Source organism: Haemophilus sp. HN_Hi16, from assembly GCF_049823435.1.
Lineage (GTDB): Bacteria > Pseudomonadota > Gammaproteobacteria > Enterobacterales > Pasteurellaceae > Haemophilus > Haemophilus influenzae_D.
In genome coordinates this window covers 406,532-430,831 of sequence record NZ_CP187500.1, presented here as the reverse complement: position 1 = coordinate 430,831, position 24,300 = coordinate 406,532, and the positions used below count along the sequence as shown (strand labels likewise).

The 24,300-nt window shown below is 38.3% G+C and carries 24 protein-coding genes; 14 read left to right on the top strand and 10 right to left on the bottom strand.

Annotation, left to right across the window (positions count from 1 at the left end; translation table 11 throughout):
* Positions 1-22: 22 nt before the first annotated feature.
* Entirely contained in the window at positions 23-415 is a 393-nt protein-coding gene (locus ACPT9C_RS02165; RefSeq protein ID WP_112125162.1) for a MerR family transcriptional regulator, read from the bottom strand.
* 24 nt (positions 416-439) lie between these two features.
* Positions 440-1,117 carry a cation diffusion facilitator family transporter gene (locus tag ACPT9C_RS02160; protein WP_112125160.1) on the bottom strand — a complete coding sequence of 226 codons (678 nt, stop codon included), beginning with the start codon at positions 1,115-1,117 and terminating at the stop codon, positions 440-442.
* Positions 1,118-1,622: 505 nt separating this feature from the next.
* Here ACPT9C_RS02160 and mnmG point away from each other — a divergent pair.
* The 5 genes from mnmG to tuf all read left to right on the top strand — a co-directional run bounded on the left by mnmG (position 1,623) and on the right by tuf (position 8,131).
* Positions 1,623-3,512 (top strand): tRNA uridine-5-carboxymethylaminomethyl(34) synthesis enzyme MnmG, encoded by a 1,890-nt coding sequence (gene mnmG / locus ACPT9C_RS02155; protein ID WP_118879956.1) that lies wholly within the window; start codon positions 1,623-1,625, stop codon positions 3,510-3,512.
* Positions 3,513-3,693: 181 nt separating this feature from the next.
* Positions 3,694-4,068, top strand: a complete 375-nt coding sequence (rpsL, locus tag ACPT9C_RS02150; protein WP_005543325.1) for a 30S ribosomal protein S12 — start codon at positions 3,694-3,696, stop codon at positions 4,066-4,068.
* A 157-nt stretch (positions 4,069-4,225) separates the two neighbouring features.
* Entirely contained in the window at positions 4,226-4,696 is a 471-nt protein-coding gene (gene rpsG / locus ACPT9C_RS02145) for a 30S ribosomal protein S7 (protein ID WP_005626581.1), read from the top strand.
* An 83-nt stretch (positions 4,697-4,779) separates the two neighbouring features.
* Entirely contained in the window at positions 4,780-6,882 is a 2,103-nt protein-coding gene (fusA, locus tag ACPT9C_RS02140; protein WP_021034550.1) for an elongation factor G, read from the top strand.
* Between the two features lie 64 nt (positions 6,883-6,946).
* On the top strand, positions 6,947-8,131 hold the full coding sequence (gene tuf, locus ACPT9C_RS02135) for an elongation factor Tu (protein WP_005667564.1): 1,185 nt from the start codon (positions 6,947-6,949) through the stop codon (positions 8,129-8,131).
* A gap of 120 nt (positions 8,132-8,251) precedes the next feature.
* Here the strand turns inward: tuf and ACPT9C_RS02130 are convergent, their stop codons facing one another.
* The 5 genes from ACPT9C_RS02130 to fkpA form a co-directional block, all read right to left on the bottom strand.
* Positions 8,252-8,539 (bottom strand): DsrH/TusB family sulfur relay protein, encoded by a 288-nt coding sequence (locus ACPT9C_RS02130; protein WP_042593277.1) that lies wholly within the window; start codon positions 8,537-8,539, stop codon positions 8,252-8,254.
* 8 nt (positions 8,540-8,547) lie between these two features.
* Positions 8,548-8,907 carry a sulfurtransferase complex subunit TusC gene (gene tusC, locus ACPT9C_RS02125; protein WP_423717208.1) on the bottom strand — a complete coding sequence of 120 codons (360 nt, stop codon included), beginning with the start codon at positions 8,905-8,907 and terminating at the stop codon, positions 8,548-8,550.
* Positions 8,904-9,284: a sulfurtransferase complex subunit TusD gene (gene tusD, locus ACPT9C_RS02120; RefSeq protein WP_021034517.1), complete on the bottom strand. Its 381-nt coding sequence runs from the start codon at positions 9,282-9,284 to the stop codon at positions 8,904-8,906. The genes tusC and tusD overlap by 4 nt, the downstream gene beginning before the upstream one ends.
* Complete coding sequence (locus tag ACPT9C_RS02115) at positions 9,284-9,949, bottom strand: helix-turn-helix transcriptional regulator (RefSeq protein ID WP_021034516.1); 666 nt, start codon at positions 9,947-9,949, stop codon at positions 9,284-9,286. Before ACPT9C_RS02115 ends, tusD begins: the two co-directional genes overlap by 1 nt.
* A gap of 88 nt (positions 9,950-10,037) precedes the next feature.
* Positions 10,038-10,763, bottom strand: coding sequence for an FKBP-type peptidyl-prolyl cis-trans isomerase (fkpA, locus tag ACPT9C_RS02110; RefSeq protein WP_423717207.1), 726 nt, complete (start codon positions 10,761-10,763; stop codon positions 10,038-10,040).
* 98 nt (positions 10,764-10,861) lie between these two features.
* On the opposite strand from fkpA, the gene ACPT9C_RS02105 reads away from it, so the two are divergent.
* The 3 genes from ACPT9C_RS02105 to fabR all read left to right on the top strand — a co-directional run bounded on the left by ACPT9C_RS02105 (position 10,862) and on the right by fabR (position 12,920).
* Complete coding sequence (locus ACPT9C_RS02105; RefSeq protein WP_423717206.1) at positions 10,862-11,083, top strand: SlyX family protein; 222 nt, start codon at positions 10,862-10,864, stop codon at positions 11,081-11,083.
* 314 nt (positions 11,084-11,397) lie between these two features.
* The gene (oxyR, locus tag ACPT9C_RS02100) at positions 11,398-12,303 is read left to right on the top strand and encodes a DNA-binding transcriptional regulator OxyR (protein ID WP_050949392.1); all 906 of its coding nucleotides are present in this window, start codon (positions 11,398-11,400) and stop codon (positions 12,301-12,303) included.
* Positions 12,303-12,920, top strand: coding sequence for an HTH-type transcriptional repressor FabR (fabR, locus tag ACPT9C_RS02095; RefSeq protein ID WP_005629669.1), 618 nt, complete (start codon positions 12,303-12,305; stop codon positions 12,918-12,920). The genes oxyR and fabR overlap by 1 nt, the downstream gene beginning before the upstream one ends.
* A 70-nt stretch (positions 12,921-12,990) precedes the next feature.
* Here fabR and greB read toward each other — a convergent pair whose 3' ends face one another.
* Positions 12,991-13,467, bottom strand: coding sequence for a transcription elongation factor GreB (greB, locus tag ACPT9C_RS02090; RefSeq protein ID WP_423717205.1), 477 nt, complete (start codon positions 13,465-13,467; stop codon positions 12,991-12,993).
* A 94-nt stretch (positions 13,468-13,561) separates the two neighbouring features.
* Here greB and ACPT9C_RS02085 point away from each other — a divergent pair, with 94 nt between their 5' ends.
* The 4 genes from ACPT9C_RS02085 (at position 13,562) to ACPT9C_RS02070 (ending at position 19,961) form a co-directional block, all read left to right on the top strand.
* The gene (locus ACPT9C_RS02085; RefSeq protein WP_061671431.1) at positions 13,562-15,874 is read left to right on the top strand and encodes a Tex family protein; all 2,313 of its coding nucleotides are present in this window, start codon (positions 13,562-13,564) and stop codon (positions 15,872-15,874) included.
* Positions 15,875-15,999: 125 nt separating this feature from the next.
* Positions 16,000-18,420 (top strand): DNA topoisomerase (ATP-hydrolyzing) subunit B, encoded by a 2,421-nt coding sequence (gene gyrB, locus ACPT9C_RS02080; protein ID WP_050949395.1) that lies wholly within the window; start codon positions 16,000-16,002, stop codon positions 18,418-18,420.
* A 146-nt stretch (positions 18,421-18,566) separates the two neighbouring features.
* On the top strand, positions 18,567-19,241 hold the full coding sequence (gene rpe / locus ACPT9C_RS02075) for a ribulose-phosphate 3-epimerase (RefSeq protein WP_050949396.1): 675 nt from the start codon (positions 18,567-18,569) through the stop codon (positions 19,239-19,241).
* Positions 19,242-19,286: 45 nt separating this feature from the next.
* The gene (locus ACPT9C_RS02070) at positions 19,287-19,961 is read left to right on the top strand and encodes a phosphoglycolate phosphatase (RefSeq protein WP_050949397.1); all 675 of its coding nucleotides are present in this window, start codon (positions 19,287-19,289) and stop codon (positions 19,959-19,961) included.
* A gap of 64 nt (positions 19,962-20,025) precedes the next feature.
* On the opposite strand, the gene asnA is transcribed toward ACPT9C_RS02070, so the two are convergent.
* Complete coding sequence (gene asnA / locus ACPT9C_RS02065; RefSeq protein WP_005692036.1) at positions 20,026-21,018, bottom strand: aspartate--ammonia ligase; 993 nt, start codon at positions 21,016-21,018, stop codon at positions 20,026-20,028.
* 153 nt (positions 21,019-21,171) lie between these two features.
* Between asnA and asnC the strand changes: the two genes are divergently transcribed.
* Positions 21,172-21,624: a transcriptional regulator AsnC gene (asnC, locus tag ACPT9C_RS02060; protein WP_005649540.1), complete on the top strand. Its 453-nt coding sequence runs from the start codon at positions 21,172-21,174 to the stop codon at positions 21,622-21,624.
* Between the two features lie 24 nt (positions 21,625-21,648).
* Here the strand turns inward: asnC and hslR are convergent, their stop codons facing one another.
* Positions 21,649-22,047, bottom strand: coding sequence for a ribosome-associated heat shock protein Hsp15 (gene hslR / locus ACPT9C_RS02055; protein ID WP_050949398.1), 399 nt, complete (start codon positions 22,045-22,047; stop codon positions 21,649-21,651).
* Positions 22,048-22,274: 227 nt separating this feature from the next.
* Between hslR and ACPT9C_RS02050 the strand changes: the two genes are divergently transcribed.
* Positions 22,275-24,263 carry an OPT family oligopeptide transporter gene (locus ACPT9C_RS02050; RefSeq protein WP_061671432.1) on the top strand — a complete coding sequence of 663 codons (1,989 nt, stop codon included), beginning with the start codon at positions 22,275-22,277 and terminating at the stop codon, positions 24,261-24,263.
* Positions 24,264-24,300: the final 37 nt, after the last annotated feature.

Genomic DNA, 24,300 nt, shown 5'->3' with positions numbered 1-24,300 from the left:
TTTATTAATGTATCCTTTTCTTTTACAAATTGCATTCACTTTTCAACCCTTCTATTGCTTTACATTCCTCTTCATTATGTTCACTTTCGGTAACAATAGACTGTAAAAAAGCTTTAATTTCTAATAATTGAGATATTTTATTTTCCACTTGAATCAGTTGATTCAGTACTAATTGATCCGCTTGATAATGATCTTCCATACTGAATTTAATACGATTGAGTGCCTTAATATTATCTAAAGAGAAACCCAACATTCGACATTTTTTGATAAAGTTTAATTGCTCTATAGTCTCTTCATCATAATATCGATAACCATTAGCCAATCGCTTAGGTGACTGCAATACTCCTTGCTTTTCATAATAGCGGATAGTTTCAATATTAGTATGCGTAGATTTACTTAATTCGCTAATTTTCATTATTTCCTCAAGCAATTTTTTACTTTAATGAGAATGATCATCTAATAAGAAATGTGTATTACTATCATACAAGGATTTAACAGCTTGAAAAACTGTTGAAATACCGCTGTGTAAGACAAAAAGACTTAAAATACCGCTAGCGACAACATCAACCCACTGCCAATTTAACCACCAAGCACTGATTCCTGCAATAATAGCAACAACCGAACCAAATAAATCGACTAAAACATGCAAATATGCTGCACGAATATTCAAATTATGGCGATTACTTTTTAGCATTATAAAAGCTACCAACAAATTAATCCCAAACCCTAGTAAAGCTACACCTAACATTGGCAAAGCGGCTATTTCTATCGGAGCCTGCCAACGTGTTACAGCCTCGATAAAAATCCAAATAGCGACCCAAACTAATGAAATTCCATTGATTAAAGCTAACCATTTTTGCCATTTTAGACTTAAAAATAACCCAATCCATGCTAAAAAAAGAGATAAACTATCATTTGCCATATGCCCAGCATCAGCCATCAAAGTAAGGCTGTTAAACCAATATCCCCCTAGAAATTCAACAACCATATAAAAGGTAATAATTGCAAAACTAATGCCTAATACCATTTTATTTTTAGAAATTTGACTATGAGGGCAAGATGCATGCTGCTGATATTCTTTAGGAGTATAATTTTTTACTAGAGAAACTTCTTTCATTTTATTTCCTTAACTATTTGATTTGAAAGAAGCATAAAACCTGTAGTAACTACAAAGTCAAATCATAAAACTTACATTTAATAAAATTAATTATTTAAAAAAAGCTAAATTATAGAGATTTCAATAAAAATTCATTTTTATCTGTGGATAACTCATAAATAATCTGTCATAAAACTGTTTTTACTCACTTGATAACTTTGAGAAAAAATAAAGTTGTTAATAACTTTCCATTTTACACACAAGATTTTTAAAGAAAATGATCGCATATTCACAAGATCTTTAGATCCTATAACACCAGTTTCCGTAAGGATCTAATAAGTTTACTCACAATCACAAAGGATCTTAATAGTAACAATAATAAGATCTTTATATATAAAAAGAGATCTTATTTACTAATACAAACCTGATCTTTCAAAGGATCAATAGATCCATTCTTTTTTTGTCAGGTGTTTTAAATTTCTGTAGAATAACGCCAATTTTTTGATCCGAATAAATAGAGATAGATATGTTTTACACTGAAACTTATGATGTGATTGTGATCGGTGGTGGCCATGCGGGTACAGAAGCTGCGCTTGCACCAGCTCGAATGGGATTAAAAACCCTTTTATTAACACATAATGTAGATACTTTAGGGCAAATGTCTTGTAATCCTGCAATTGGTGGGATCGGTAAAGGTCATTTAGTAAAAGAAGTAGATGCTATGGGTGGTTTGATGGCGCATGCTGCAGATAAAGCAGGAATTCAATTTCGTACTTTAAATAGTAGTAAAGGTCCAGCAGTACGTGCTACTCGAGCTCAAGCTGACAGAGTTTTATATCGTCAAGCTGTTCGTACAGCATTAGAAAATCAACCTAATTTAGATATTTTCCAACAAGAAGCGACAGATATTCTAATTGAGCAAGATCGAGTTACAGGCGTTAGCACAAAAATGGGATTAATTTTTCGTGCTAAATCAGTGGTATTAACTGCAGGTACTTTCTTAGCTGGTAAAATTCATATTGGTTTGGAAAATTATGAAGGTGGTCGAGCAGGCGATCCTGCTTCTGTAAATCTTTCACATCGATTAAGAGATCTCGGATTACGTGTAGATCGCCTTAAAACAGGTACACCACCGCGTATTGATGCACGCACGATCAATTTTGATATTTTAGCTAAACAGCATGGTGATGCTGTATTACCTGTATTTTCTTTTATGGGATCGGTATCTGATCACCCGCAACAAATTCCTTGTTATATCACCCACACTAATGAACAAACCCATGAAGTGATCCGTAATAACTTGGATCGCAGTCCAATGTATACAGGTGTGATTGAAGGGATCGGTCCACGTTATTGCCCATCTATTGAAGATAAAGTAATGCGTTTTGCGGATCGTAATTCACATCAAATCTATTTGGAACCAGAAGGATTAACCAGTAACGAAGTGTATCCAAATGGGATTTCTACCAGTTTGCCATTTGATGTGCAAATGGGTATTGTTAATTCTATGAAAGGTTTAGAAAAAGCTCGCATTATCAAACCAGGTTATGCCATTGAATATGACTATTTTGATCCACGTGATTTAAAACCAACGTTAGAAACAAAAGCTATTTCAGGTTTATTCTTCGCAGGCCAAATTAACGGTACAACCGGTTATGAAGAAGCAGCGGCACAAGGCTTATTGGCGGGGATTAACGCAGGTCTTTATGTACAAGAGAAAGAGGCATGGTATCCACGTCGTGATCAATCTTATACTGGAGTATTGGTTGATGACCTTTGTATGCTCGGTACCAAAGAACCGTATCGTGTATTCACTTCTCGTGCTGAATACCGTTTGTTATTACGTGAAGACAATGCAGATATTCGTTTAACGCCAATTGCCCATGAATTAGGTTTGATTGATGAGGCTCGCTGGGCACGCTTTAATCAAAAAATGGAAAAGATTGAGCAAGAACGCCAGCGCTTACGCAGCATTTGGCTGCATCCGCGTTCTGAATATTTAGAAGAAGCCAATAAAGTGCTTGGCAGTCCACTTGTGCGTGAAGCTAGCGGTGAAGATTTATTACGCCGTCCAGAAATGACCTACGATATTTTAACTTCTTTAACGCCATACAAACCTGCAATGGAAGATAGAGAAGCCGTAGAACAAGTGGAAATTGCTATTAAGTATCAAGGCTATATTGAGCATCAACAAGAAGAAATTGAAAAACAAAAACGCCACGAAAATACGGCTATTCCAGCTAACTTTGATTATAGTAAAGTGTCTGGTTTATCTAATGAAGTACGTGCGAAGTTAGAACAACATCGTCCGGTTTCCATTGGACAAGCGAGCCGAATTTCAGGTATAACGCCTGCTGCTATTTCAATTATTCTGATTAATTTGAAAAAACAAGGCATGCTAAAACGTGGGGAATAAAGTTTTTTATTAAAAAACAAAAGTGCGGTAAATTTTAATCTAGTTTTAAGCCTAGAGTATATTGTTTAATTATTGACAATAAAGCGTAAAACTATTAAAATTCGCCGTCTATTTCTATATGGAAGTAGATTTTTTGAACAACATTCTATTATTGAATAACATTTAAACTGGAGCTTTTTTAATGGCAACTATCAACCAGCTAGTACGCAAACCGCGTGTGAAAAAGGTTGTAAAAAGCAACGTTCCTGCATTAGAGGCTTGCCCGCAGAAACGTGGTGTATGTACTCGTGTATATACTACAACTCCTAAAAAACCAAACTCAGCGTTACGTAAAGTATGTCGTATCCGCTTAACTAACGGTTTTGAAGTAACTTCTTATATTGGTGGTGAAGGTCACAACCTTCAAGAGCATAGTGTTGTATTAATCCGTGGTGGTCGTGTTAAAGACTTACCAGGTGTGCGTTACCACACAGTACGCGGTGCATTAGACTGTGCAGGCGTTAAAGATCGTAAACAAGGTCGTTCTAAATACGGCGTTAAACGTCCTAAAGCTTAATGGTTCTCCGTTAAGTAAGGCCAAACGTCTAAATTAGCAAAAAAATTTAAACCATAAACTCCAGTCAAAAAGCACTTTGTGCTGCAAATTTTCTCAAAGAGAAATATTGCTGATGGGTTTTGGATATCCTGAAGATTAAAATACGGAGAAATTCGCAATGCCACGTCGTCGTAGTGTTGAAGCACGCAAGATTCTTCCAGATCCGAAGTTCGGTTCAGAATTACTTGCAAAATTTATTAATGTAATCATGGTAGACGGTAAAAAATCCGTTGCTGAATCAATCGTTTATGGTGCTTTAGAAACTTTAGCACAACGCACAGGTAAAGAGCCTTTAGAAGCTTTTGAAGTTGCACTTGAAAACGTACGTCCAACTGTTGAGGTTAAATCTCGTCGTGTTGGTGGTTCTACTTACCAAGTACCAGTTGAAGTGCGTCCTGTACGTCGTAACGCATTAGGTATGCGTTGGATCGTTGAAGCGGCACGTAAACGTGGTGATAAATCAATGGCTTTACGCCTTGCAAACGAATTATCTGATGCTTCAGATAATAAAGGTGCAGCAGTGAAAAAACGTGAAGACGTTCACCGCATGGCTGAAGCTAACAAAGCATTTGCTCACTACCGTTGGTAATAAGTTTTTGAATTTAAAGGGCTTCATCATTGATGAAGCCTTACCCTTATATAAACTGATATTAAATAAACAAGGTTATAATAATGGCTCGTACAACCCCTATTGAAAGATATCGTAATATCGGTATCAGTGCGCACATTGATGCGGGTAAAACCACTACTACTGAGCGTATCTTATTCTATACTGGTGTTAGCCACAAAATCGGTGAAGTGCACGATGGTGCAGCAACGATGGACTGGATGGAACAAGAACAAGAGCGTGGTATCACCATTACCTCTGCGGCAACAACTGCATTCTGGTCTGGTATGTCACAACAATTCCCACAACATCGTATCAATGTTATCGATACTCCGGGACACGTGGACTTTACTGTTGAAGTAGAACGTTCTATGCGTGTTCTTGATGGCGCAGTAATGGTTTACTGTGCGGTTGGTGGTGTTCAACCACAATCTGAAACCGTATGGCGTCAAGCTAACAAGTATGAAGTTCCACGTATTGCGTTTGTAAATAAAATGGACCGTACTGGTGCGAACTTCTTACGTGTTGTTGAACAATTAAAAACCCGCTTAGGTGCTAATGCGGTTCCACTTCAACTTCCAATTGGTGCAGAAGAAAACTTCACTGGTGTAGTTGATTTGATCAAAATGAAAGCGATCAACTGGAATGAAGCAGACCAAGGTATGACTTTCACTTATGAAGAAGTGCCTGCAAATATGCAAGCAGACTGTGAAGAATGGCGTCAAAATCTTGTTGAAGCGGCAGCTGAAGCATCAGAAGAATTAATGGAAAAATACTTAGGTGGTGAAGACTTAACTGAAGAAGAAATTAAGTCAGCATTACGTCAGCGCGTATTAGCAAATGAAATTATTTTGGTAACCTGTGGTTCTGCATTCAAAAACAAAGGTGTTCAAGCAATGCTTGACGCAGTTGTTGAATACTTACCAGCACCAACTGATATCCCTGCAATTAAAGGTATCAACCCAGATGAAACTGAGGGTGAGCGTCATGCAAGTGATGAAGAACCATTCTCTTCATTAGCATTTAAAATTGCAACTGACCCATTTGTAGGTAACTTAACATTCTTCCGTGTATATTCTGGTGTGATTAATTCTGGAGATACAGTATTGAATTCTGTACGTCAAAAACGTGAACGTTTTGGTCGTATCGTACAGATGCACGCTAATAAACGTGAAGAAATTAAAGAAGTTCGTGCAGGTGATATCGCAGCAGCTATCGGATTAAAAGATGTAACTACTGGTGATACATTATGTGCAATTGATTCGCCAATTATCCTTGAGCGTATGGAATTCCCAGAGCCAGTAATTTCTGTTGCGGTAGAACCAAAAACTAAAGCTGACCAAGAAAAAATGGGCTTAGCATTAGGTCGTTTAGCACAAGAAGACCCTTCATTCCGTGTTCACACTGATGAAGAATCTGGCGAAACCATTATTTCTGGTATGGGTGAATTACACTTAGATATCATCGTTGACCGTATGAAACGTGAGTTTAAAGTGGAAGCTAACATCGGTAAACCACAAGTATCTTACCGTGAAACTATCCGCACTCGTGTTAATGATGTGGAAGGTAAACACGCAAAACAATCTGGTGGTCGCGGTCAATATGGTCACGTTGTTATCGACTTATACCCATTAGATCCAGAAGGCCCTGGTTATGAATTTGTAAACGAAATCAAAGGTGGTGTAATTCCTGGTGAATACATTCCTGCGGTTGATAAAGGTATTCAAGAACAGCTTAAATCTGGTCCATTAGCGGGTTACCCAGTAGTTGATCTTGGTGTACGTTTACACTTCGGTTCATACCATGATGTGGACTCATCTGAGTTAGCGTTTAAACTTGCTGCATCTTTAGCATTTAAAGCGGCATTCTCAAAAGCAAACCCAGTATTACTTGAGCCAATTATGAAAGTTGAAGTTGAAACTCCGCCTGAATATGTTGGTGATGTAATTGGTGACTTAAGCCGTCGTCGTGCTATGGTAAACGGTCAAGAAGCGAACGAGTTCGTTGTTAAGATCGACGCTGAAGTTCCACTTTCAGAAATGTTCGGTTATGCAACAGACTTACGTTCACAAACTCAAGGTCGTGCATCTTACTCAATGGAACCGTTAAAATATGCTGAAGCTCCAACAAGTGTTGCGGCTGCAGTAATTGAAGCGCGTAAAAAATAATTTTTGTAAACCAGCGGTGTAAAATATGATTGTTTTATACCGCACTTCTTAGGAAACATTAGAAATGTCTAAAGAAAAATTTGAACGTACAAAACCGCACGTAAACGTGGGTACAATCGGCCACGTTGACCACGGTAAAACAACTTTAACAGCAGCAATCACAACCGTATTAGCAAAACATTACGGTGGTGCAGCGCGTGCATTTGACCAAATCGATAACGCGCCAGAAGAAAAAGCGCGTGGTATTACCATCAACACTTCACATGTTGAATACGATACACCAACTCGCCACTATGCACACGTAGACTGTCCAGGACACGCCGACTATGTTAAAAACATGATTACCGGTGCGGCGCAAATGGATGGTGCTATTTTAGTAGTAGCAGCAACAGATGGTCCTATGCCGCAAACTCGTGAACACATCTTATTAGGTCGCCAAGTAGGTGTACCATATATCATCGTATTCTTAAACAAATGCGATATGGTAGATGACGAAGAGTTATTAGAATTAGTAGAAATGGAAGTACGTGAACTTCTTTCTCAATATGACTTCCCAGGTGACGACACGCCAATCGTACGTGGTTCAGCATTACAAGCATTAAACGGCGTAGCAGAATGGGAAGAAAAAATCCTTGAGTTAGCAAACCACTTAGATACTTACATCCCAGAGCCAGAGCGTGCGATTGACCAACCGTTCCTTCTTCCAATCGAAGATGTGTTCTCAATCTCAGGTCGTGGTACAGTAGTAACTGGTCGTGTAGAACGTGGTATCATCCGTACAGGCGATGAAGTAGAAATCGTCGGTATCAAAGATACAGCGAAAACTACTGTAACAGGTGTTGAAATGTTCCGTAAATTACTTGACGAAGGTCGTGCAGGTGAAAATATCGGTGCATTATTACGTGGTACCAAACGTGAAGAAATCGAACGTGGTCAAGTATTAGCGAAACCAGGTTCAATCACACCACACACTGATTTTGAATCAGAAGTATACGTATTATCAAAAGATGAAGGTGGTCGTCATACTCCATTCTTCAAAGGTTACCGTCCACAATTCTATTTCCGTACAACAGACGTAACTGGTACAATCGAATTACCAGAAGGCGTGGAAATGGTAATGCCTGGTGATAACATCAAGATGACAGTAAGCTTAATCCACCCAATCGCGATGGACCAAGGTTTACGTTTCGCAATCCGTGAAGGTGGCCGTACAGTAGGTGCGGGTGTTGTTGCGAAAATCATCAAATAATTGATGGATTCCTGAATGTCTTAAAGATAAAAGACAGAAGAAACAAAAAGAAAAGTGCGGGGAAAATTCTCCGCACTTTTTTATTTTATATATGTAAATATTTACTAAATTATTTGATTTTTATAGTGATAGTTGTGGTAAATAATTCTCAGTGATTCCAACAAGTTCTTCTATTGAAATTAGTTTTATCTTGCTGCTTTGAGGTAAAAGTGCGGTAAGATTTCTTGCTAAAATATCTTGTTTCAATATCATGCAATTCCCTTTACATTTGACAAAATAATCAGGGTATTTTACTGCCAATAACACACCATCTTGCCATAATACTACCGCATCTTTTTCTGTGATGTATAAAAAGTAATCATCTAGTTCAGTTTTGGGATAATCTGATTGAGAAAATGTATAAAGCATAATATTCCTTAGAAAGTAAATAATTTTTCTGTTTGATTAAGCTTTTCTATCAATAAAGAGCGGTCAATTTTTTCACAAGATAGGATGAGTTGTTTATCCTCTAGCTTAAATTTCTGTAAAGATTCCGTGCAGATAAAACGTTGTTCTACATCATATAAATCTAATAATTTAAAGGTTCTAATGAAGTCTTTCTGTTGAATGATTTCAGGTTGCTGATGATTAATAAGGTTTAGTACTCCATCATCTATAAAAAATACGCCAATGTCATCTGGCTCACAAAAAGCTGTTGCGGCAAGAATTGCATCTAAGCCTTCTCGTGAAATGGATGTGCCATGTGGAGATGTGCGAAATAAAAAGGCTATTTTCATAGGGTTATCACTCGATCTGCGTTTAAACTCGCTGCTATAAATTCTCCAAGACCTGCAATTATAAATCCCTCTGCAAGATTATAGTGATCTGTAGTTGGTGTAGTTAAGCTATCAACAACACCTCGCCTTTGAGATGCTGCAACACATAAATGCAAAGGAACATTGTGGGTAATAGAAAACATTTGCCAATGTTTTTGTAAATTAACTTCATCATTGGCTGGATACACTAATGCATTTCCGTTACTCACTCCATCTTGAAAGAAAAAAATCTGTGAGATTTCGTGCCCTTTTTTGATTAAGGCGTTTGCAAATTGATAAGCTAAAAATGCCCCTTGTTTTCCGTAAATAGGGCTTTTGACAGCGATAACATAGCGCATTATTCTTGCTCTTGTTTGATTTGGCGGATGTATAGGTAAACCGTATGTCGGGAAATATCTAAACGTTCTGCGACTAAATTAATCGCATCTTTAATATCAAAAATACTTTTTTCGTAAAGAGAAAGGACGATTTGTCGGTTTTTAGTATTATTGGCAACAGCACGATCTGCATTGACTTCTTCTATTGTTTTTTCAATAGTCTGCGCAACCAAGTCTTCCACTGAACTGGCAAAATTAACCGAAGATGTTTCATTCGTATGCTCCGTTGGCATAAAGCATTGTAAAAATTGAGACACGGGTACATCTAAATTGATATTGATACAAAGCAAACCAATAATACGTTGAGTTTTATTACGAATGGCAATAGTGACTGATTTCATCAGTACGCTACCTTTTGCTCGTGTAAAATAAGGCTTTGAAACACTTTCGCTTTGCATATTTCGTAGCGAACGTAAGGCAAGATCGGTAATTGGCGAACCAACTTGTCGATTCGTGTTATGTCCGTTGGCAATACAAATAGCAGAATGTTCAATATCTTCTAAAGAATGAAGCACGATTTCGCAGTGCTCACCAATCAGTGCGCTGACACCATCAACGACCGCTTTGTAGGAATTTATGATAGCGTGATCTTCGTCAGTGAAAGGATATTTATCGTTTAATGTCATAGCTTTAGGTTAAAAGTGCGGTAAAAATTTCGCTCGTTTTTATAATAAAAAGCACGCATTAAAGAATGCGTGCTGTTAAACTTATCCGTTATTTTTCTGCTTTTGGATTGACGTCTAATACTTCTACATCAAAAATTAATGTTGAATTTGGTGGAATAGATGCACCAGCACCTTGTTCGCCATAGCCTAATTCAGGGGCAATAACTAATTGAATTTTTCCGCCTTTTTTCACTAATTGAAGACCTTCAGTCCAGCCTTTAATTACTTGATCAAGTTGGAATTCTACAGGTTGTCCGCGCTCGACAGAGCTATCAAATACTTTTCCATTTGGTAATTTACCCGTGTAATGTACTTTAACCGTATCTGTTGCTTTGATTGCATCTCCTTTACCTGCGTTTTCAATTTTGTACATTAAACCAGATTGCGTCGTTTTTACATCTTTACCTTTAGCAAATTCAGCACGGAATTTATCGCCTTCTTCTTTTGCTTGTTTAGCAATCGCTTCTGCTTTTGCTTTTGCTGCAGCCGCTAATTTTGCTTCAATAGATTCTAAGGTTTTTTGGATTTTTTCATCTTTACGCACATCCACTTTGCCTTCTAAAGCATCTTTTAAGCCATCTAAAATACGCGCATTATCATATTTGATAACATCTTTATGGGAATCAACAAGATCTTTCATTTGACTGCCCATTAACGTACCTACAGCATAAGATGCCGCTTTTTCATCGAATGTGTTATCTTCTGCAAAAACTTGACCAGAAATTACCGCGCTTACCATTAATGCTGCGATAGATAATTTTTGAATTTTTAACATATAAGTTAATCCTTTATAATGAATGAAATACTACGGGGAATAGATTAAATTGCTTTCTATCTATTCTCAACTTTTTTTTAGAATTTAGAGAAAAATTTATGCAAATTCAACAAATGTTAGAAAATCGCATTGAAGAACTTGAAATGAAAATTGCATTTCAGGAACAGTTATTAGATGAATTAAATCACGCTTTAGTTCAACAGCAATTTGATATAGATAAAATGCAAGTCCAATTGCGTTATATGGCAAATAAATTAAAAGATTTTCAACCCTATAATATTGCAAGCCAATCTGAAGAAACGCCACCGCCCCATTATTAATTTCTGTAATGTAAAAAATGAAAAGTAATTGTAGGGTGGGCATAAGCCCACTCGGGATATAACAAACGCGTGGGCTTATGCCCACCTTACGGAAATTATATAAAAATATTCTGACATCACGCCTTAATGAGTGGTCTGAAACCTTTTACAACAGGCTACAGCTGCTACTCGCATTTCCATATTTTCCTTACATACTCAATATTGTTTTTCTTCTTGCCATTAAAAATTATCGGCTGAATTATGCATAAAACTATGGTATAGTCCAAGCTATTAATTCCATTCTTTGAAGTGAATTTTTCCACAGGGAAAATCGAATGAATATCCGTGATTTAGAATATCTTGTTGCCTTATCTGAATATAAACATTTCCGTCGTGCTGCTGATTCTTGTAATGTGAGCCAACCCACATTAAGTGGGCAAATTCGTAAGTTAGAAGATGAGCTTGGTATTATTTTGTTAGAACGTACTAGCCGTAAAGTATTATTTACTCAATCTGGAATGTTATTGGTTGAGCAAGCTCGTAAAGTGCTTCGAGAAGTAAAACTATTGAAAGAAATGGCAAGTAATCAAGGTAAGGATATGACAGGGCCGTTGCACATTGGTTTAATTCCAACTATTGGGCCTTATTTACTTCCTTATATTGTTCCAACATTAAAAGCGGCATTTCCTGATTTAGAAGTTTTTCTTTATGAAGCACAAACGCAGCAATTATTAGAACAATTGGAAACAGGGCGTTTAGATTGTGCGATTGTTGCTACAGTGTCAGAAACAGAATCTTTTATTGAAGTGCCTATTTTCAACGAGAAAATGTTACTTGCCGTATCAGAGCATCATCCTTGGGCTGTAGAAAGTAAAGTGCCTATGAATCAATTAAATGGTCAAGAAATGTTAATGCTTGATGATGGCCATTGTTTGCGTAATCAAGCATTAGATTATTGCTTTACTGCTGGTGCAAAAGAAAATTCCCATTTCCAAGCAACTAGCCTTGAAACTTTGCGCAATATGGTAGCGGCAGATGCTGGTATTACGTTTATGCCTGAATTGGCGGTACTTAATGAAGGTACGCGTAAAGGTGTGAAATATATTTCTTGTCATTCGCCAGAACCGTCACGAGCTATCGTTTTGGTTTATCGTCCCGGCTCGCCATTACGTAATCGTTATGAACGTATTGCAAGAGTGGTAAGTGATGAGGTTAAATCTATTCTTGGTAGGTTGAAATAATGGCTGGTGTTCGTGCTGTTCAAAAAGAAAAGACTCGCCGCGCTTTAGTGGATGCGGCATTTAATCAACTTAGCGCAGAAAAAAGTTTTTCTAATTTAAGTTTACGAGAAGTGGCGCGCGAGGCTGGAATTGCGCCTACATCTTTCTATCGTCATTTTAGCGATATGGATGAACTTGGCTTAGAAATGGTGGATGAAGCAGGTTTGATGTTGCGCCAATTAATGCGTCAAGCGCGTAAACGTATTGATGCGGGCGGTAGCGTTATTTCTGTTTCTGTGGATACGTTTTTTGAATTTATTACTAATAGCACGAACGTTTTTCGCTTGTTATTACGCGAAAGTTCAGGCACTTCCCAAGCTTTTCGTACTGCGGCAGCACGAGAAATTAAGCATTTTGTTGATGAGTTAGCAGAATATATTTCCTACAAACATCAATATTCGCAATATGTTGCTTATGTTCAAGCGGAAGGCATCGTAACAATCGTATTCACTGCAGGGGCGAATGCTTTAGATATGAGTAAAGCTGAGCGTGAGCAACTTAAAGCGCGTGTGATTTTGCAATTGAGAATGCTTGCAAAAGGTGCTGATTTTGCAGCGAATAAGGAAAGAGGCAAGTAAGATAGTTTTTATATCTAGTCAATTAATTTTTCTTTGTGCTTAGGTATTTGCTATCTTTTATTCTTCCAAGTTATTTTTCATACCAAATTTTATTTATATAAAGGGTAATAAAACCTGATGGAGTTTCTACCCGCACTTCGTCGTCTAATGTTTTTCCGATTAAAGCTCGAGCAACTGGGGAATCAATGGAGATCCAATTTTTCGCAGGGGCAAATTCATCACAACCGACGATACGATATTGCTTGATTTCGCCTTCTTCATTTTCTAATTCCACCCACGCACCGAAGAAAACTTTTCCCTCTTGCTTTGGGTTGTAATCGACAATTTGTAGCATTTCCAATCTTTTAGTTAAAAAACGTACACGATGATCAATTTCACGTAAGCGACGTTTACCATAAATATATTCGGCATTTTCGCTACGATCGCCTAGTGCGGCTGCATCTGAGACGGCTTGAGTAACTTTTGGGCGTTCTTCTTTCCACAAAAACTTGAGTTCTTGGTCAAGCGTAAGCCAGCCTTGACGGGTAATATAATTTGATTTTGCCATAATAAAATAAAAGAATGTTTTTTGAATTATATTTGAGCCAGCCCGCTAAAACCAGTATTCTATCTTCGTTTTTTTATAATAAAGAAGTACGACAATGTTAAATCAACAAATTAGCCAAATTATTGCGGCAGAATTAACCGTTCAACCCCAACAAATCCTTGCTGCTATTCAATTATTAGATGATGGCAACACCATTCCATTTATTGCACGTTATCGTAAAGAAGCCACAGGTGGCTTGGATGACACCCAACTTCGCCATTTTGAAACCCGTTTAATTTATTTGCGTGAATTAGAAGATCGTCGTCAAACCATTTTGAAATCCATTGAAGAACAAGGGAAATTGAGCGATGAATTGCGTGATAAAATCCATGCAACACAAAGCAAAACCGAATTAGAAGATTTGTATTTGCCGTACAAACCTAAACGCCGCACCAAAGGGCAAATTGCCATTGAAGCAGGTCTTGAGCCATTGGCTGATTTACTTTGGAGCGAGCCAAAAAATGATCCAGAATTAACCGCACTTTCCTTTGTTGATGCTGAAAAAAGTGTAGCTGATAGCAAAGCTGCGTTAGACGGTGCACGTTATATTTTAATGGAGCGTTTTGCTGAGGATGCAGGTTTATTAGCGAAAGTCCGTGATTATTTAGCGAAAAATGCGGTTATCTTATCGAAAGTGATTGAAGGCAAAGAAACGGAAGGGGCAAAATTCCAAGATTATTTCGATCATCAAGAATTATTGAAAAATGTGCCTTCTCACCGTGCATTAGCCATGTTCCGTGGACGTAATGAGGGTATTTTACAATTAAGCTTAAATGCTGATCCTGATGCAGAAGAGGGAACTCACCAAAGTTATTGTGAAGAAATTATTCGTGATTATTTAGATGTACGTTTCACGGGGCAGCCTGCGGATAAATGGCGTGAGCAAGTGATTGCGTGGACGTGGAAAATCAAAGTGTCGTTGCATTTAGAAACGGAATTAATGGCGAGTTTACGTGAAAAAGCGGAAGAAGAGGCCATTGATGTTTTCGCTCGAAATCTGACCGCACTTTTAATGGCTGCACCCGCTGGCGCGAAAAGCACCATGGGCTTAGACCCAGGCTTGCGTACAGGGGTTAAAGTTGCGGTGGTGGATAACACAGGTAAATTATTAGATACCACCACTATTTATCCACACACGGGGCGTGAAGCCGAAGCACAAGTGGCTATTTTCAGCTTGATCCGCAAACATAATGTGGAATTAATTGCTATTGGTAATGGTACAGCTTCTCGTGAAACCGAACGTTTTGCGAAAGAAGTCATTAAAGAAATTAAAGAAAATAAACCGCAAACTGTTGTAGTGAGCGAAGCGGGCGCATCGGTTTATTCTGCTTCTGAATTTGCCGCAAATGAATTCCCAAATTTAGATGTATCTTTACGTGGTGCAGTCTCTATTGCCCGTCGTTTACAAGATCCATTAGCAGAATTAGTGAAAATCGAACCGAAAGCCATTGGTGTAGGGCAATATCAACACGATGTAAACCAAACCCAATTAGCACGTAAACTTGATGCGGTGGTGGAAGACTGTGTAAATGCGGTGGGGGTGGATTTGAATACGGCATCCGCGCCATTACTCGCTCGTGTGGCTGGAATGACAAAAACCTTAGCACAAAACATTGTGGAATATCGTGATGAAAATGGGCGTTTTGAAAGCCGTACAGAATTAAAAAAAGTGCCACGTTTAGGGCCAAAAGCCTTTGAGCAATGTGCGGGCTTTATGCGTATTGCAGGCGGGAAAAATCCACTTGATGCTTCAGGTGTTCACCCAGAGGCTTATCCTGTGGTCGAAAAAATATTGCAAGCTACCGCGCAATCTATCCAAGATTTAATGGGTAATTCGGGTGTGGTTCGTCAGCTTGATGCGAAACAATTTATTGATGAACAATTCGGTTTACCAACGGTTCAAGATATTTTTAAAGAATTGGAAAAACCGGGTCGTGATCCACGCGGCGAGTTCAAAACTGCTGTATTTGCTGAAGGGGTGAAAGAAATCACGGATTTAAAATCTGGAATGATTTTAGAAGGAACTGTTACTAATGTAACCAATTTTGGCGCATTTGTGGATATTGGTGTTCACCAAGACGGTTTAGTGCATATTTCATCATTAAGCGATAAATTCGTGGAAGATCCCCATCAAGTGGTAAAAACAGGCAACATTGTAAAAGTCAAAGTGTTAGAAGTGGATGTGCCACGTAAACGCATTGCATTGACGATGCGATTAGATGAAAGTGCGGTCAAAAATGACAGTAAATCTGACCGCACTTTATCTGCCAGACCTCGTGGAAATACGCTGCGAGAGGAGCGTAGTTCAAGAGGTAATAATGCGATGGGCAATGCTTTTGCTGATGCGTTAAAAAATTGGAAAAAATAACAAGTTATGGGGCGAAATTATTCGCCCTTTTTTTATAGCTTTCCTTTCCCGAAAAGCATCGCCAAAACGGCGATTTTTTGCTATAATCCCGCCCAATTTTTATTTACAAAAGAATGAGATAAATTATGTCAGAAACGACCAATGATAACTATGGTGCATCGAGCATTAAAGTATTAAAAGGCCTTGATGCAGTGCGTAAGCGTCCTGGTATGTATATCGGCGATACCGATGACGGTACTGGTTTGCACCATATGGTATTTGAAGTGGTGGATAATGCCATTGATGAAGCCCTCGCTGGCCATTGTTCCGATATTATCGTGACAATTCACGATGATAATTCTGTGTCGGTACAAGATGATGGGCGTGGAATTCCTGTGGATATTCATCCTGAAGAAGGCGTTTCTGCAGCAGAAGTGATTATGACTGTGCTTCACGCTGGCGGTAAATTTGACGATAATTCTTATAAAGTATCGGGCGGTTTACACGGCGTGGGCGTATCTGTAGTGAATGCGCTTTCTGATAAATTACAATTAACTATTCGTCGTCAAGGTCATGTTCACGAGCAGTTCTATCATTTAGGGGAGCCACAAGCACCATTAACTGTAATTGGTAATACAGAAACAACAGGTACAACAGTGCGTTTCTGGCCAAGCTCAGATATTTTTGCTATCACAACCTTTGATTACAAAATCTTAGCAAAACGCTTACGTGAGCTTTCTTTCTTGAACTCAGGCGTATCTATTCGTTTAATTGATAAACGTGATGGCTCTGAAGATCATTTCCATTACGAAGGCGGTATTCAAGCATTCGTCGAATATTTGAACAAAAATAAAAACCCAATTCATCCTAAACCATTTTATTTTACCGCTGAGAAAGATGGCATTGGCGTAGAAGTTGCATTGCAATGGAATGATGGTGTAAATGAAAACGTGTATTGCTTTACCAATAATATTCCTCAGCGTGATGGCGGTACTCACTTAGCAGGTTTTCGTGGGGCTTTAACCCGTAGCTTAAATAGCTATATGGAAAACGAGGGTATGCTGAAAAAAGAAAAAGTGGCGACTTCAGGCGATGATGCACGTGAAGGTTTGGTGGCGATTATTTCAGTTAAAGTGCCTGATCCAAAATTCTCATCGCAAACTAAAGACAAACTTGTGTCTTCAGAAGTTAAAAGTGCGGTGGAATCTGCGATGAATGAAAAAATGCAGGAATATTTATTGGAAAATCCTGCAGATGCAAAAATCATTGTAAACCAAATTATTATGGCAGCTCGTGCGCGTGAAGCAGCACGCAAAGCCCGTGAAATGACGCGTCGTAAAGGGGCATTAGATATTGCAGGTTTACCGGGTAAACTTGCAGATTGCCAAGAAAAAGATCCTGCGCTTTCTGAACTTTACTTGGTGGAGGGGGACTCCGCAGGCGGCTCTGCAAAAGTTGGTCGTGATCGTAAAACTCAAGCAATTTTGCCATTGAAAGGTAAAATCTTAAACGTAGAAAAAGCACGTTTTGACAAAATGTTGTCTTCCCAAGAGGTGGGGACATTGATTACTGCCTTAGGCTGCGGTATTGGTCGTGATGAATATAACCCAGATAAATTACGCTATCATCATATCATTATCATGACCGATGCTGATGTGGATGGTTCTCACATTCGTACGTTGCTTTTAACGTTTTTCTATCGTCAAATGCCTGAGCTTATTGAACGTGGTTATGTTTACATTGCTCAGCCACCACTTTATAAAGTGAAAAAAGGAAAACAAGAACGCTACATTAAAGATGCGGATGAAATGGAGCAATATGAATTAACGCTTGCTTTAGATGGCGCAGAATTACATATCAGCGCAAATGCACCAGCAATGAATGCCCTTGTATTTGAAAAATTGGTAGCAGAATATAACAGCGTACAAAAACTTATCGGTCGTTTAAGCCGCCATTATCCAACCCCAGTGTTGCAAGGATTAATTTATCAGTCGCCAATTTCTGTTGAAATGATGAAAGACGAAAGTGCGGTGGAAAATTGGGGTAAATCTTTTGTTGAACAACTGACTGCAAAAGAAACAGAAGCGCATCAATATTCAGTGCGTACACAATTTAACGCAGAACGCCAAGTGTATGAAGCGGTGATTACGGTTCGTAAACACGGTATTGATACCGATTATTTCTTGAATTTTGATTTTGTTCACGGCAATGAATACGCGAAAATTGTTTCTCTTAATAAACAACTCAATGGTTTATTAGAAGAAGGCGCTTATGTTATTCGTGGCGAAAAAGTACAACCAGTGCGTACTTTTGAACAAGTCGTTGAATGGCTAGTGAAAGAATCTCGTAAAGGTCTTGAAGTACAACGTTATAAAGGACTTGGGGAAATGAACGCAGATCAACTTTGGGAAACCACAATGGATCCAAATTCACGTCGTATGTTGAAAGTTTCCATTAAGGATGCCGTTGCAGCGGATCAACTCTTCACAACCTTAATGGGAGATGAAGTGGAGCCACGCCGTGAATTCATTGAACTGAATGCTTTGAGAGCAAATTTGGACGTGTAAATTTCCGTCTATTTATATTCATAACTGAAAGGGCACCAAAGTGCCCTTTCTTCGTTTATCTTGTTATTTCATCTCAGGATGGCTATTGGTTTTTTGAACTGAAGTGAGTAAACTAAGTGCAATCATTTTCTCAACGGAGAACCTTTATGAAACCTTATCTTATCGCTCCCTCAATTCTTTCTGCTGATCTTGCACGTCTTGGCGATGACGTACAAAACGTACTTAACGCGGGCGCGGATGTTATTCATTTTGATGTTATGGATAATCATTATGTACCTAATCTCACTTTTGGGCCTGCAGTATGTCACGCCTTGCGTGATTATGGCATTACCGCACCGATAGATGTGCATTTAATGGTAAAACCCGTCGATCGTATTATTCCCGATTTTGCTAAAGCAGGTGCAAACTACATTACTTTCCACCCAGAATCTAGCGAACATATTGACCGCTCTTTGCAGCTTATTCGTGATTGTGGTTGTAAATCTGGATTAGTTTTTAATCCTGCGACGCCGTTGAGTTATTTAGATTACGTTTTGGATAAAGTGGATGTGGTTTTATTAATGTCAGTGAATCCCGGATTTGGCGGACAATCTTTTATACCAGCAACGTTGAAGAAATTACAACAGGCTCGTAAGATCATTGATGAAAGTGGTTATGACATTCGTCTTGAAGTAGATGGTGGTGTGAAAGTTGATAACATCGCAGAAATTGCCGCGGCTGGAGCAGATATGTTTGTAGCAGGTTCCGCAATTTTTGGTAAGCCAGATTATAAACAAGTTATTGACCAAATGCGTATACAGTTAGCGAGAGTTAGTGCATAACTGTCATTTTAATGGAATAGGATTGCAACAAAATAGAGAAAAACAATGAATACACAATTTAAACTTATTGGCTTTGATTTAGATGGCACCTTGGTAAATAGCCTGCCTGATTTAGCACTATCCGTAAATTCTGCTTTGGCTGAATTTGATTTACCGCAAGCACCTGAAGAATTAGTTTTAACCTGGATCGGCAATGGTGCGCCTGTATTAATTGCCCGAGCGTTAGATTGGGCGAAAAAACAAACAGGAAAAGTGCTAACTGAAACAGAGGTTAAGCAAGTAACGGAACGTTTTAATTTTTATTATGGCGAGAATTTATGTAATGTTAGTCGCCTGTATCCGAATGTAAAAGAAACCTTAGAAACCTTGAAAGAAAAAGGCTATGTCTTAGCGGTTGTTACCAATAAACCCACAAGACATGTTCAACCTGTGTTGGCAGCGTTTGGCATTGATCATTTATTTAGTGAAATGTTGGGCGGTCAATCCTTACCTGCAATTAAGCCACATCCAGCTCCACTTTATTATTTATGCGGAAAATTTGGTTTTGAACCACGCCAAGTGCTTTTCGTGGGCGATTCTAAAAATGATATTATTGCGGCTCACGCTGCGGGCTGTGCAGTTGTTGGTTTAACTTACGGCTACAATTACAATATCCCTATCAGCGAATCCAATCCAGATTGGGTGTTTGATGATTTTTCCCAGCTATTAAGTATTCTTTAAGTTTTCTATCTAATAAAAAGTGCAGTTAATTTTTACCGCACTTTTGTTATCTACTTAATTGATTTTAAAGAATGTTTGAAAATTCTTCTAACATTTCTTTTGGCCATACGCTTGATTGCACTTCACCGATATGTTTTTTACGAAGTAAAAGCATTGCTAAGCGAGATTGACCAATACCACCGCCGATAGTTAATGGTAATTTTCCGTTTAATAAATCTTGGTGCCAATCCATTTTTAAACGGTCTTCATCGCCCGTTAGATCAACTTGTAAGCGTAATGCACTTTCATCTACTCGGATACCCATTGAGGAGAGTTCAAAGGCTTTGCCTAATTGGTCATTCCATACCAAAATGTCGCCATTTAAGCCTTTGTAGCCATTTTCAGATTCTGTTGTCCAGTCATCATAATCTGGTGCGCGGCCATCGTGAGGTTTGCCATCTGAAAGTTTGCCACCAATTCCAATCAAGAATACTGCGCCGTATTCTTTACAAATTGCGTTTTCACGTTCTTTACTGCTTAAATCTGGATAGCGTTTGACTAAATCTTCGCTATGCACAAAGGTAATCTGTTTTGGAAGAATGGAAGGAATATCAAAACGTGCTTCTACGGCTAATTCCGTTAAACGAATAGCACGATAAATAGAATTTACCGTTTCTTTTAAGTATGTGAAATTACGATGACCTTCAGGAATCACTTTTTCCCAGTCCCATTGATCCACATAAACAGAGTGAGTTGGGTCAAGAGAATCTTCATCTGGGCGTAATGCTTTCATATGAACAAACAAGCCTTCGCCTTCTTTAAAGTGGAAGCGAGCCAATGTATGGCGTTTCCATTTCGCAAGAGAATGCACAACTTCAAACACCGCATTTGGAATACATTTCACATTAACCTGTACGGCTTTTTCAATGCCTGATAAGTTATCTTGCATTCCGTTACCCACTTGGCTCAAAATTGGGCCTTGCACTTCAATAATGCCAAGTTGCTCAATAAGATTTTGGGTAAAAGTGTTCTTTACAAAGCTAATTTCTTGTTGTTGTAAAATAAATGTCTTTTTCATTTTGATAACCTTTTTTAACGAGGAGTAATATTTTTGAGTATTATTCAGTAAATGATGATTTTATTTCAAGTATTTTGTTTACTTTCTTTTTCTGGTTGAATATTATCCAATTCATTGGGAAAAAATTAAATAAAATCTAAAGGAGAAGGTTTTATGCACAACATCGATAGTTTAGATCAAAAAATATTACGTGTACTCACTAAAGATGCGAGAACACCATACGCAGAAATGGCTAAAAATTTTGGAGTTAGTCCAGGAACGATTCATGTGCGAGTAGAAAAAATGCGTCAATCGGGCATTATTAAAGGCACAAAAGTGATCATTGATGAACGCAAATTAGGCTATGATGTATGTTGTTTTATCGGCATTATTCTAAAAAGTGCAAAAGATTATGAAAAGGTAATCAAAAAGCTAGAAAGTTTTGATGAAGTAGTGGAAGCCTATTATACAACGGGCAATTACTCGATTTTCTTAAAGGTGATGACGCACACAATCGCAGAACTACATTCTGTTTTGGCGACCAAGATTCAGTTAATAGATGAAATTCAATCCACTGAAACCTTGATTTCAATGCAAAATCCAATTTTGCGAGATATTAAACCTTAAAAACACAGAAAGTGCGGTAAAATTTTATTCAAATTTATCTTGATGTTTAAATTTCAATAAATCTCTCCGCTCTTTTTTATTTGGGCGACGATCAGGATGGGGCATTGAAAGGGAATTATTTTTTCTTGCCCACGCGATTTCTTCTCTTTTTTTCATGCTACTTTCGGTTTCTTGATAAAGTAATTGCGCTTCTGGCACACCTCGGCGTTGATCGCTTAACGCAAGGATTTGAATTTCTTTTTCTTCGTTTCCTTGACGAAGTTTTAACATTGCACCCACTTCTACAATTTTACTTACTTTCGCACGTTGATTGTTGTAATGCACTTTACCACTTTCAATCATCGCTTTAGCAATGCTCCGTGTTTTGTAAAATCGGGCAGCCCACAACCATTTATCTAAACGAATACCTTCTTTTTCTGCCATTATTTTCTCCTTATTTTGATTCGACAAAATAGTACCACAAAGTATGTTGATGAACTGTTATTAAAAATTTTATTCTTTAATAGGATTTTTATTAAATGAAAAAAAATTAAAACAGGTTAATTTAAATATTTTTCAATAAAACAAATTTTATGTTAAAAAAACTTGAAAAATGGTCAAGTTTTTGACAAGGTTGAGCGGTTTTCTTTTTTAAGCTCAAGGAACAATTTATGCATAACGAAAACTTAAAAGAATTGACCGTTAGAGGAATTATCCTCGGCGCATTGATTACGGTAATTTTCACTGCATCCAATGTGTATCTCGGTCTAAAAGTGGGGGTGACATTTGCGTCATCTATTCCATCTGCTGTGATTTCTATGGCAGTACTCAAATTTTTCAAAGATTCTAGCATTCTTGAAAATAATATGGTGCAAACTCAAGCATCTTCAGCTGGTACGCTTTCTTCTGTGATCTTCGTCTTACCTGGTTTATTAATGATGGGTTACTGGCAAGACTTCCCATTCTGGCAAACTATGTTGATTTGTTCTGCTGGTGGTACATTGGGTGTCTTGTTCACTATTCCACTACGCCGTGCGATGGTGGTAAATAGTGATTTACCTTATCCTGAAGGTGTAGCGGCTGCAGAAATCTTAAAAGCGGGTAATCATACAGATGGCGACAGCGGAGTGAAAGATATTGCTTACGGTGGTGTTTTAGCGAGCTTAGTTGCATTTTTAACTAACGGTTTACGCGTTATGGCTGATGGTGCAAGTGCTTGGATTCAAACGAGTAAAGCAGCGTTCCAATTACCAATGGGTTTCTCTCTTGCATTACTTGGTGCGGGTTATTTGATTGGTATCGTGGGCGGTATCGCTATGTTAGTGGGTGTTATTTTGACTTGGGGTGTGGCTGTGCCATATTTCACAATGTCAGGAGATATTGCCGCGGATGCAAGTTTAATTGATGCTGCGATGACTGTTTGGAAAACCAAAGTACGTTATATTGGTGTGGGTACAATTGGTATTGCTGCGATTTGGACATTGCTGATTTTAATGAAACCAATGATTGAAGGGATGGTTCATTCTTTCCGTATGCTGAAAGGTGGACAAGAGGCATCGGAAAATCGTATTGATATTGACCTTTCTCCAAAAACAATGATTTATATCTTAATTGCGACGGTTGCGTTAATTGTTATTTCATTACATCACTTTATTGCAGCGGCACCAATTTCGCCTGAGCTTTCCATTTTATTAGTGGTAGTTTGTACTTTCTTAGCTGTATTTATCGGCTTCTTTGTGGCAGCGGCTTCTGGTTATATGGCAGGTTTAGTAGGCTCATCTTCAAGCCCAATTTCTGGTATCGGAATTATTTCTGTTATCGTGATTTCATTAGTATTGGTGTCAATCGGTAATGCCTCGGGCTTATTTGAAACCGTAGATGGTCAGAAATTTTTAACCGCACTTACATTGTTTACGGCATCTATTGTAATCACTACCGCCTGTATTTCTAATGATAATCTACAAGATTTAAAAACAGGTTTATTAGTTGAAGCGACACCTTGGCGCCAACAAGTCGCATTAATTATCGGCTGCTTTGTAGGTGCGCTTGTTATCGCACCAGTATTGGAAATCTTATATCACGCATATGGTTTCAGCGGTGCATTACCACGCCCAGATATGGATCCGTCACAAGCCTTATCTGCGCCACAAGCAACGTTAATGACCACCATTTCTCAAGGTATTTTCACAAATAAATTGGAGTGGACTTATATCTTAACTGGTGTAGGTTTAGGTGCAGTGTTAATTACGATTGATGCATTCTTGAAAAAAGTCAGCAACAAAGCCTTTGGCTTTCCAGTCATTGCTGTGGGGATTGGTATTTACTTACCGCCATCAATTAATATGCCTGTGATTGTCGGGGCATTCTTAGCGTGGATTATGGCCCGCCATATTGCAAAACTTGGAAACAAAGAAATGTCAGCTAAAGCAGAACGTTTCGGTACGCTTTTCTCTGCAGGTTTAATTGTAGGCGAAAGTTTAATGGGTGTCATTTTAGCATTTATTATTGCGGCTTCTGTTACCACCGGTGGTTCTGAAGCGCCATTATCCTTAAATCTTGAAAATTGGGATACGATTGGCGAGTGGTTAGGTTTAATCGTATTTATCGTGGGCATTGTGATTTTTGCATCTCGCGTATTACGTGCGAAAAAATCTGATTAATCCTTAAATTTATTTTAGAATAGGTTATCTTCTGGAT

Bases quoted from the DNA above. Each gene is read 5' to 3' on its own strand.
- ACPT9C_RS02165 (WP_112125162.1), bottom strand. From the start codon at position 415: ATGAAAATTAGCGAATTAAGTAAATCTACGCATACTAATATTGAAACT.
- asnA (WP_005692036.1), bottom strand. From the start codon at position 21,018: ATGAAAAAGACATTTATTTTACAACAACAAGAAATTAGCTTTGTAAAG.
- fabR (WP_005629669.1), top strand. From the start codon at position 12,303: ATGGCTGGTGTTCGTGCTGTTCAAAAAGAAAAGACTCGCCGCGCTTTA.
- tusD (WP_021034517.1), bottom strand. From the start codon at position 9,284: ATGCGCTATGTTATCGCTGTCAAAAGCCCTATTTACGGAAAACAAGGG.
- asnC (WP_005649540.1), top strand. From the start codon at position 21,172: ATGCACAACATCGATAGTTTAGATCAAAAAATATTACGTGTACTCACT.
- mnmG (WP_118879956.1), top strand. From the start codon at position 1,623: ATGTTTTACACTGAAACTTATGATGTGATTGTGATCGGTGGTGGCCAT.
- tusC (WP_423717208.1), bottom strand. From the start codon at position 8,907: ATGAAAATAGCCTTTTTATTTCGCACATCTCCACATGGCACATCCATT.
- rpsL (WP_005543325.1), top strand. From the start codon at position 3,694: ATGGCAACTATCAACCAGCTAGTACGCAAACCGCGTGTGAAAAAGGTT.
- greB (WP_423717205.1), bottom strand. From the start codon at position 13,467: ATGGCAAAATCAAATTATATTACCCGTCAAGGCTGGCTTACGCTTGAC.
- fusA (WP_021034550.1), top strand. From the start codon at position 4,780: ATGGCTCGTACAACCCCTATTGAAAGATATCGTAATATCGGTATCAGT.
- fkpA (WP_423717207.1), bottom strand. From the start codon at position 10,763: ATGTTAAAAATTCAAAAATTATCTATCGCAGCATTAATGGTAAGCGCG.
- ACPT9C_RS02070 (WP_050949397.1), top strand. From the start codon at position 19,287: ATGAATACACAATTTAAACTTATTGGCTTTGATTTAGATGGCACCTTG.
- ACPT9C_RS02050 (WP_061671432.1), top strand. From the start codon at position 22,275: ATGCATAACGAAAACTTAAAAGAATTGACCGTTAGAGGAATTATCCTC.
- ACPT9C_RS02105 (WP_423717206.1), top strand. From the start codon at position 10,862: ATGCAAATTCAACAAATGTTAGAAAATCGCATTGAAGAACTTGAAATG.
- ACPT9C_RS02130 (WP_042593277.1), bottom strand. From the start codon at position 8,539: ATGCTTTATACATTTTCTCAATCAGATTATCCCAAAACTGAACTAGAT.
- oxyR (WP_050949392.1), top strand. From the start codon at position 11,398: ATGAATATCCGTGATTTAGAATATCTTGTTGCCTTATCTGAATATAAA.
- tuf (WP_005667564.1), top strand. From the start codon at position 6,947: ATGTCTAAAGAAAAATTTGAACGTACAAAACCGCACGTAAACGTGGGT.
- gyrB (WP_050949395.1), top strand. From the start codon at position 16,000: ATGTCAGAAACGACCAATGATAACTATGGTGCATCGAGCATTAAAGTA.
- rpe (WP_050949396.1), top strand. From the start codon at position 18,567: ATGAAACCTTATCTTATCGCTCCCTCAATTCTTTCTGCTGATCTTGCA.
- ACPT9C_RS02160 (WP_112125160.1), bottom strand. From the start codon at position 1,117: ATGAAAGAAGTTTCTCTAGTAAAAAATTATACTCCTAAAGAATATCAG.
- rpsG (WP_005626581.1), top strand. From the start codon at position 4,226: ATGCCACGTCGTCGTAGTGTTGAAGCACGCAAGATTCTTCCAGATCCG.
- hslR (WP_050949398.1), bottom strand. From the start codon at position 22,047: ATGGCAGAAAAAGAAGGTATTCGTTTAGATAAATGGTTGTGGGCTGCC.
- ACPT9C_RS02085 (WP_061671431.1), top strand. From the start codon at position 13,562: ATGTTAAATCAACAAATTAGCCAAATTATTGCGGCAGAATTAACCGTT.
- ACPT9C_RS02115 (WP_021034516.1), bottom strand. From the start codon at position 9,949: ATGACATTAAACGATAAATATCCTTTCACTGACGAAGATCACGCTATC.